Below are 8323 nucleotides of genomic sequence, written 5' to 3'. Positions count from 1 at the left end.
GCGAGATTCACTGGGCCCTGAACCACGATGCCGTGCACGGGATCGCCTACGCGTTCAAGAATCCGGTCGCGGTCGCCGAATCCCTCGAGGATCCCGACGACGACCGGAAGACCTACCTGGTTCGGGTCAAGCGCGACGACCTGGCCAACGCGCTGGAAAAGATCAACGAATGGATCTTCGACAATCCCGGCCCCGCCGGCATGCAGGCGTACGGTTTCGTCCGGGCGCTGGCCCGGGAAGGGCTCACCGAGCGCGCCACCGGCGATGACGACATCCGTTAATCGCGCCCCGTCGAATTAGCTGGCTTTCGCTATTCGCCGTGCCCCGCGGCCGCGAAAACCTTAGCCTTATGCCTGCATGCCCGGTATGCGCGGGTGAGGAGTCTTCGATGGGTGAGGCGACCGCGGATTCGCGGGAGGGTACGCAGTTCGGGCCGTATCGGCTGCTGCGCCTGGTCGGCCGTGGCGGCATGGGCGACGTCTACGAGGCCGAGGACACGGTCCGCGAGCGCACCGTGGCCCTCAAACTGATGTCGCGGACCCTGTCCAACGATCCGGTCTTCCGCTCCCGGATGCAGCGCGAGGCCCGCACCGCCGGGCGGCTGCACGAACCGCACGTCGTGCCCATCCACGACTTCGGCGAAATCGACGGGCAGCTCTACGTGGACATGCGGCTGATCGACGGCAAGGACCTGGCCAGCATGCTGAAGCGGTACGGACCGATATCGCCGCCGCGCGCGATAGCGATTGTGCGCCAGATCGGTTCGGCGCTCGACGCCGCGCACGCGGCCGGGATCCTGCACCGAGACGTGAAGCCGGAAAACATCCTGGTGAGCGCCGACGACTTCGCCTATCTCGTCGATTTCGGCATCGCCAGCGCCACGTCGGACGAAAAGCTGACGCAGTTCGGCACCACTGTGGGCACCGCCAAATACATGGCCCCGGAGCGGTTCGGTGATTCCGCAATCACCCACAAGGCCGACATCTACGCGCTGGCCTGCGTGCTCTACGAGTGCCTGACCGGCTCCCCGCCCTACACCGGTGACCAGCTCAGCGTGATGGGCGCCCACGTCCACCAACCGATCCCGCGCCCGAGCGCGGCGCGCCCCAGCATCCCGGCCGCCTTCGACGGCGTGATCGCCCGCGGCATGGCCAAGGACCCCGCGGACCGCTACCTCACCTGCGGTGACCTGGCGGCGGCCGCCTACGGCGCCCTGGCCGCGCCGGATCAGGATCGGGCCACCGACATCCTGGAGCGCACCCAAATGGCAACGCCGCCGGCCGCATTCGCCGGCCAGCCGGCCGGCGGGTTTGCGCCCGGCCCGCCCGCCGCGGCACCGCCCGCCCCGCCGCTCGGCTCCTGGCCCACGCCGTCGGGCGCCGTCCAACCACCGCCGTGGGGCGGCCCCCCGGTCTGGACCAACGCCGGCGCGGCGACCCCGCCCTGGAGCCAGCCGCCGCGGGCCGGCCGCAAGCCCTGGCTGTGGGTCGGTGTCGCCGCCACGCTCACGGTGGTGCTGATCGGGGTGATCCTCGGCGTCGTGCGCCCGTGGGAACCGAAGTCCGGGCCGGCCCCGGCGACGCCGCCCCCGCCGCCGCCCGACGCCGTCGCGCTGCGGGTCCTCGATGACGGTGTGTTCGTCGGGAGTTCGGCGGCCCAGACCACGATCGACATCTTCAACGAGCCGATCTGCCCGCCGTGCGGCAGCTTCATCAGGTCGAACGCCGCCGACATCGACGCCGCGGTGAACAACAAGAAGCTGGCCGTGCGCTATCACCTGCTCAACTTCCTCGACGACAAGTCGCACAGCCAGGACTACTCGACCCGCGCGGTGGCGGCCAGCTACTGCGTCGCCGCGCAGAACGACCCCAAGCTCTACGCCGACTTCTATTCGGGCTTGTTCGCCAGCAATTTTCAGCCGCAGGAGGGCGCCGCCGAGGACCGCACCGACGGCGAGCTCGCACAATTGGCCAAGACGGTCGGCGCTAGCGCCGGGGTCATCGCCTGCATCAAGTCCGGCGACGACATCGGCACGGCCAAGGCCAAAGCGGCCAACGGCTACTCGACGCTGTCGAGCGACAACGCCAACTCCACGCCGTTCGTGTGGGACGGCACCACGGCCGTGAACTACCAGAATCCGGCCTGGCTGACGAAACTCACCGGATAGCAAGCGGCCCCGGGGATGTTGTGAGCGACGCGCAGGGGTCGAAGGCGGGAACGACGTTCGGGCCCTACCGCCTCAAGCGGCTGCTCGGCCGCGGCGGAATGGGCGAGGTGTACGAGGCCGAGCACACCGTCAAGCAGTGGACCGTGGCGGTGAAGCTGATGTCCCACACGTTCAGCCAGGATCCGGTGTCCCGCAAGCGAATGGAACGCGAGGCCCGCATCACCGGCCAACTGCTCGAGCCGCATGTGGTGCCCATCCACGACTACGGCGAAATCGACGGCCAGCTGTTCCTGGAGATGCGCCTCATCGAGGGTGTCGACCTGGACACCCTGCTCGAACAGCAGGGACCGCTGCCCGCGCCCCGGGCGGTCGCCATCATCCACCAGGTCGCGTCGGCGCTCGACGCCGCCCACGCCGCGGGGGTGACGCATCGCGACGTCAAACCGCAAAACATCCTGATCACCGGCGACGACTTCGCCTATCTGGTCGACTTCGGGATCGCCAGCGCCGAGACCGACGAGAAACTCACCCAGCTGGGCACCGCGGTCGGAACGTTGAAATACATGGCGCCCGAACGCTTTTCGAGTGACGAGGTGACTTCCCGCGCCGACGTCTACGCGCTGGCCTGCGTGCTGTACGAATGCCTGACGGGGGCGCCGCCGTATGGCGCCGACAGCTCCGGCGCGCTGGTGACCGCGCACATGATGCAGCCCATCCCCAAACCCAGCGCGCACGCGGCCGGCGTCAGCCCGGCATTCGACGCGGTGATCGCGGGCGGAATGGCCAAGGACCCCGCCGAGCGCTACCCCACCGCCGGCGCGCTGGCCGAGGCCGCGCACAAGGCGCTGAGCAGCCCCGAGCGCGAGCGGGCCGAGACGATCCTGCAGCGCGGCGACGCCGCTGGCCCGATCAGCCCGATCAGCCCGCCCGGCCCGCCGCGGCGCAGGCGCACCCGGTGGCCGGTGGTCGCCGCGGCCGCCGTCGTCGCCGTGGCGATCGGTGCCGCCGGCGTCTGGCTGCTGCTCAAGCCGACCAGCCAGCCCCAGCACCTTGCCACGTCGGGCAAGACCGCGCCCCCGTCCGCCGCGGCGCCCAGCGGCGATCAGGCGCGGCTGATCAGCCTGCTTCCACCCGGGTACCTGCCCGGCGCCTGCACGCCGGCGACCCCGGAGACGGGCAGCATCTGGGTGACTGCGGTGGCCATGGTGACCTGCGGCCAGAACACCCAGCCCGGCGGACCGGCCCGCGCCACCTACGGGCTGTTCGCCACGCCCGACCGGCTGAAGCGGGCCTTCGCCGACGACATCGGCAATATCAGCCTGGTGAACTGCCCCGGCGAGGGACGCTCACCCGTCAGCTGGCACTACGACGAGACACCCAACGACATGGCCGGCCTGATCGCGTGCGGCACCTACAACAACCGCCCCAACGTGATCTGGTCCAACGACGCCAGGCTCATGCTCAGCGACGTCAGCGGGGATCCGGCCACCGTCGAGGACCTGCACAAGTGGTGGGACGCGTACGGCTGATCCGTCGCGACTCAGTCCGCTGCCGGCTCCGAATCTTCCCTGTGCTCAGCATCTTCGGCGTCTTCCACGGTCAACGGCAGCGCCAGCTCTTCGAGCGGGCGCCGCTCGGCGGCGATGCCGAGCCACAGTTCGACCAGGCCCGCCGCCGCCATCACGGCCGCCCCGATGAGGAACGACCAGACGACCTCGGTGCGCATGCCCGAGTTGATCAGCTGACCGAACAGCAACGGCCCGGTGATACCACCGATCGCCGTGCCCATCGCGTAGAAGAAGGCGATCGCCAGCGCCCTGGTCTCCATCGGGAAGATCTCGCTGACCGTCAGGTACGCCGCGCTGGCGCCCGCCGAGGCCAGGAAGAACGCGACGATCAGCACGCCGATGAAGGCCCAGACGCCGCCGGCCCGGGTGAGAAACACGATCGCCAGCGCCACCACCGCGACCGCGGAACCGAGGTAGGTCAGCGTGATCATCGGTTTACGGCCGACCGTGTCGAACAGGTGCCCGAGTACCAGCGGGCCGGCGAAATTGCTCAGGGCCCACAGCACGAAGAACACCGGCACCATGCCCGACGGCACCGCGTAGAACTGGCTGAGCAGCGTCCCGAGGTTGAACGTGACGCCGTTGTAGAGGAACGCCTGCCCGATGAACAGCGCCAGCCCGAGGATCGCGCGCCGCGGATAGAGCTTGAACGCGACCGCGGCGATCTCGCGGAACGAGATCGCGGTGCGCTGGCGGATCCGCAACGCCTTGCCTTGCGGTTCCGGCAGCGGCTGGCCGGTCTCGCGCTGAACCGCCTCCTCGATCTCGCCGACGATCTGTTCGGCTTCGTCGTCGCGGCCGTGGATGAACAACCACCGCGGGCTCTCCGGCACGTTGCGCCGCACCAGCAGCACGAAAATGCCGAGGATGGCGCCGATTCCGAAGGCGAGCCGCCAGCCGATGTTGGGCGGGAAGTTCGAGGTGTTCAGCAGGATCAGCGCGCCGCCCGCGCCGGCGGCCGAACCCAGCCAATAGGTTCCGTTGATCACCAGGTCGACGCGGCCGCGCACCCGCGCCGGGATCAGCTCGTCGATGGCCGAATTGATGGCGGCGTATTCGCCCCCGATGCCCGAGCCGGTGAAGAAACGGGTCAGGAAGAAGTACCACGGGGCGAACGCGAAGGCAGTCGCGACGGTGGCCACCAAATAGATCGCCAGGGTGAGGATGAACAGGTTTCGCCGGCCGAAGCGGTCGGTCAGGTGGCCGAAGAACAGCGCCCCCGAACAGGCGCCGGCGATGTAGATCGCGGCCGCCATGCCGATCTGGGCGGGATCGAGCGCGATGCCGCTGTTGTGCTCCATGAGCCGGGCCGAGACGTTGCCCACCATGGTGACCTCGAGCCCGTCGAGCACCCACACCCCGCCCAGGCCGACGACCACGCGCCAGTGAAACCGCGACCACGGCAGCCGGTCCAGCCGCGCCGGCACATGGGTCGAGATGGTCTTGGTTTGCGCGCTCGCACTCATGCGGTCTCCGTTCGGCGTTTGAAAAGAGATCTACCCATTCAGCGGGCGTCAGCCGCGATCGGAGCGGGACTCCTCGGGAGTCCAGGCCTGCGGCTGGCCGGGGTGGCCGGGAAACAGGAAGTCGATGAAGGCCGCGGCGGTGGGCTGGGGTTCGTGGTTGGCCAAGCCTGGGCGCTCGTTGGCTTCGATGAACGCGTACTCGGCGCCGGTGACGTCGGGCACCAACAGGTCGATGCCGGTCACCGGGATGCCGATCGCCTCGGCCGCCGTCACCGCGACGCGGCACAATTCGCTGTTCACGTGCGCGGTGACGTCGTGGATGGTGCCGCCCTGATGCAGGTTGGCGGTGCGGCGCACCCGCAGCCGGGTCCCCTGGGGCAGCACGTCGTCCAGCTTCCACCCGGCCTCGGCGACGGTCGACTCGGTGAGGTCGTCGAGCGGGATGCGGGACTCGCCGCCGGTGGCCGCCGAGCGCCGCCGGCTCTCGGCCGCGATCAGGTCCCGCACGCTGTGCTCCCCGGTGCCGATGATCTCGGGAGGCATCCGCAGCGCGGCGGCCACCACGCGGCCGTCGATCACCACCAGCCGAAGGTCGTCGCCCGTGATCCGCTGTTCGATCAGCACGTCCGGGTACTGCTGGCGGGCCCGCGCCAGTGCGGCGGACAGGTCGTCGGGGCCGTTGTCCGGCACCACCCCGACGGTGATGCCTTTGCCCTGCTCGCCCCGTGTCGGTTTGACGACGACCTCGCCGACCTCCTTGACGAAGGCGAAGTCGCTCTCGTCGAAGGTGGCCAGCCGCGCCCGCGGCACGGTGATGCCGGCCTCGGAGACCAGGCGCCGCGTCAGCCGCTTGTCGTCACACCGGCACATCGCCACCGCCGAGGTGTACTCGGACAGCGACTCACGGGTGATGACGCTGCGGCCGCCGTGGGTCAGGCGCATCTCGCCGGTCTCGGCGTCGAGCACCTCGACCCAGATGCCCCGCCGCAGCGCCTCGTCGGCGATGATCCGGGCGTAGGGGTTGAGGTCGTCGACCGTCTCGGGCGGCGGGCTGAACAGCGGCTCGTTGATCGCGTTCTTGCGCTTGATCGCCAGCACCGGGACGCGGCGGAAACCCAGCTTCTCGTAGAGGCCGATGGCGGCCGCGTTGTCGTGCGCCACCGACAGATCCATGTAGGCGCGGCCCGCACTGCGGAAGTGCTCGGCCAGCGCCTTGGTCAGCGCGCCGCCGACGCCGGGCAGCCCGGCGGCCGGATCGACCGCCAGGGTCCACAGGCTCGACCCTTCCTCGGGGTCGTTGAACAGCAACTCGTGATCGACCCCGGTGACCGTGCCGACCACCGCGCCGTCCTCGTCGCGCACCGCGAGCAGATACTTCACCGCAGGCACGTTCTGGTGGTTGTCCCAGATCACGTCGACGCCGGCCGGGACCATGCCGCAGCGCACGTAGACGCGGTTCATGGCGTCGGCGTCGATCGGGTCGTTGAGCGTGCGCACCGTCAAGCCCGGCGGGGCCGGGCCGAAGTTCTTCGTCGCAGGCGTGAAACGCAGCCGGTAGGTGTGGCTGGGGTCGATGAAGAGCTCGGTGGGCGCCTCGGCGACCACCACGTGAGATTCGCGGGCGTAGATGCAGATGTCGCGCCGGCCGGGCCCCTCGCGGCGCAGGGCCTCGACCAGCTGCTGGGAATTGGCGAAGGTCTGCCCGAAAATCAGTCGGCCCCAACCCAATTCGAGCTCGACGTCTTTGGCCATCGCATCGACCAGCTCGGGCGGGGATGCGTCGTGCAGACCGAGCGTGATCGCCTCGGTGTGGTCGCCGGACGGATCGGCCATGGTCATGCAACCGGGCCGGTGACACCGTGGCGCTGCAGCCAGAGCTCGAGCAGCGCGATCTGCCAGAGCTCGTTGCCGCGCAGCGGGGTCAGCTTGCCGTTGGGGTTGGCCAGCAGCGCGTCGACCGCGTCGGTGTTGAACAGGCCGCGCTCCTTGGCGGTGGGCGCGTACAGAGCGTCGCGGACCATGTCGAGGTACGGGCCTTCGAGGTGGGTCAGCGCCGGGACCGGGAAGTAGCCCTTGGGGCGGTCGATGACCTCCGCCGGAATCACCCGTCGCGCAGCCTGTTTCAGGACGCCCTTGCCTTCGTGGGCGATCTTGAGCTCCGGCGGGCAGGTCGCGGCCAGCTCGACCAGCTCGTGGTCGAGGAACGGAACCCGGCCCTCCAGCCCCCACGCCATCGTCATGTTGTCCACCCGCTTCACCGGATCGTCGATCAACATCACCGTCGTGTCGAGCCGCAGTGCGCGGTCGATCCCGGTTTCGGCGCCGGCCTGCGCGAAGTGCTCGGTGACGAACCGCAGGCTGGGGTCGCCGGCCGCGACGATGCCCGATCCGACCAGCGCCTGCACCCCGGCCGCGTCGCGGTCGAAGAAGGCGCCCCGGTACTGGGCGACGGCGCCGTCCAGGGTGGCGGCGGCCGGATCGCCCATCGGCGGATACCAGTGGTAGCCGGCGAATACTTCGTCGGCGCCCTGGCCGGACTGCACGACCTTGACGTGCCGCGCCACTTCCTGGCTGAGCAGATAGAAGGCGACGCAGTCGTGGCTGACCATCGGCTCGCTCATCGCGCCGATGGCCCCGTCCAGGGCGGGCAGCATCCGGTCGGTCTCGATGCGGATCTGGTGGTGGTCGGTCTCGAAGCGCTGGGCCACGATGTCGGAGTACTGGAATTCGTCGCCCTTGACGCCGCCGGCGGACTCGAAGCCGATGGAGAACGTCGACAACCCGTGCTGGCCGGCCTCGGCGAGCAAACCCACGATCAGGCTGGAGTCCACGCCGCCGGACAACAGGCAACCGACCGGCACGTCCGCGACCAGGCGGCGCTTGACCGCCAACCGCAGCGTGGACAGCACCGCGTCTTCCCAGTCGCGCTCCGACCAATCCGCGCGGTCGGAGTGCCGGGTGAAGTCGGGGGCCCAGTAGGTGGTAACGGTGCGCCGGCCGTCGGGCTCGATGGCGACCAGCGAGGCGGGCGGCACCTTGCGGACGCCGCGCAGGATGGTGTTCGGCGCGGGCACCACCGAGTGGAAGCTCATGTAGTGGTGCAGGGCGACGGGGTGGCCGCG

The 8323-nt window shown here is 69.7% G+C and carries 6 protein-coding genes; 3 read left to right on the top strand and 3 right to left on the bottom strand.

Going from position 1 to position 8323, the window contains the following annotated elements; genetic code table 11:
* From A9W96_RS16780 to A9W96_RS16770, 3 genes are all read left to right on the top strand, one after another.
* The coding region (locus tag A9W96_RS16780; protein WP_067140964.1) for a hypothetical protein at positions 1 to 281 on the top strand (281 nt) is incomplete at its 5' end.
* Positions 282 to 388: 107 nt separating this feature from the next.
* Positions 389 to 2167, top strand: coding sequence for a serine/threonine protein kinase PknE (locus tag A9W96_RS16775; RefSeq protein WP_067141362.1), 1779 nt, complete (start codon positions 389 to 391; stop codon positions 2165 to 2167).
* A 20-nt stretch (positions 2168 to 2187) separates the two neighbouring features.
* Positions 2188 to 3696: a serine/threonine-protein kinase gene (locus tag A9W96_RS16770; protein WP_067141360.1), complete on the top strand. Its 1509-nt coding sequence runs from the start codon at positions 2188 to 2190 to the stop codon at positions 3694 to 3696.
* Between the two features lie 11 nt (positions 3697 to 3707).
* Here the strand turns inward: A9W96_RS16770 and A9W96_RS16765 are convergent, their stop codons facing one another.
* From A9W96_RS16765 to A9W96_RS16755, 3 genes are all read right to left on the bottom strand, one after another.
* Positions 3708 to 5201, bottom strand: coding sequence for an MFS transporter (locus A9W96_RS16765; protein ID WP_067022943.1), 1494 nt, complete (start codon positions 5199 to 5201; stop codon positions 3708 to 3710).
* 48 nt (positions 5202 to 5249) lie between these two features.
* A complete protein-coding gene (gene ngg / locus A9W96_RS16760) occupies positions 5250 to 7040 on the bottom strand; it encodes an N-acetylglutaminylglutamine synthetase (protein ID WP_066872590.1) in 1791 nt (596 codons plus the stop codon).
* A partial coding sequence (locus tag A9W96_RS16755) for an N-acetylglutaminylglutamine amidotransferase (RefSeq protein ID WP_067141357.1) occupies positions 7037 to 8323 on the bottom strand: 1287 nt, incomplete at its 5' end. The genes A9W96_RS16755 and ngg, both read right to left, overlap by 4 nt.

This window comes from Mycobacterium sp. 1245852.3 (assembly GCF_001669335.1).
Taxonomy (GTDB): domain Bacteria; phylum Actinomycetota; class Actinomycetes; order Mycobacteriales; family Mycobacteriaceae; genus Mycobacterium; species Mycobacterium europaeum_A.
This window is presented reverse-complemented; position numbering and strand designations above follow the sequence as displayed.

What these genes read in the sequence shown, in the direction of transcription:
- A9W96_RS16775 (WP_067141362.1), top strand. Translation starts at nt 389, where the DNA reads ATGGGTGAGGCGACCGCGGATTCGCGGGAGGGTACGCAGTTCGGGCCG.
- A9W96_RS16765 (WP_067022943.1), bottom strand. Translation starts at nt 5,201, where the DNA reads ATGAGTGCGAGCGCGCAAACCAAGACCATCTCGACCCATGTGCCGGCG.
- ngg (WP_066872590.1), bottom strand. Translation starts at nt 7,040, where the DNA reads ATGACCATGGCCGATCCGTCCGGCGACCACACCGAGGCGATCACGCTC.